We start from the raw sequence: 519 nt of genomic DNA on the forward strand, positions 1-519 counted from the left end.
ATATGTTAAGGCATCAAGCCCCATAGCTGTGATGCAATCATTCACATTAGTTGGCAGTGTTTTATTTATTTTGGTCTTGCTGTAGACGCACTCTAGCCCTCCTTCTGCACGCCAATGTTCCTGTCTTGCTTCAATTTGATTGTTGGCTCGTTTAATTTGGTAAAAGAGGGATTTATAGCTACCGAGAGACATCATTAATGCCGCAACTAGCAATACGCTCACAACTAATAACGCAGCTGCACCTTGTTGTTTCTTCATTACTGCCAGTTCCTTTGCATCGCAGTAAACGACTGCTGCGTGCGAATATCAGTCGCGGCTTTCAATTCGGTTCCCAATGTAATGGTCACCAGTGCACTTTTTGCATCAGTGCTTTCTAGCAATTCACTAGCCAGGTCAAATCGATTAACGTGAATAACTTTTTTATCAAAGAGAGTGTTACATGAGCCTGTGCCTGCAAGGTTGACCACGTCATTAACATCCCATATCGTTATTTGCTTTTTTTCACACACAAATAGCGAC

Annotated in this window: 2 pseudogenes; both read right to left on the reverse strand. The window is 42.2% G+C overall.

Going from position 1 to position 519, the window contains the following annotated elements:
• Positions 1 to 258 (reverse strand): annotated as a pseudogene (locus R7Z77_RS28410) (hypothetical protein); the annotation flags it as partial.
• Positions 258 to 519 (reverse strand): annotated as a pseudogene (locus tag R7Z77_RS28415) (pilus assembly protein PilW); the annotation flags it as partial. The pseudogenes R7Z77_RS28410 and R7Z77_RS28415, both read right to left, overlap by 1 nt.

The organism is Vibrio sp. 1401, from assembly GCF_033340295.1.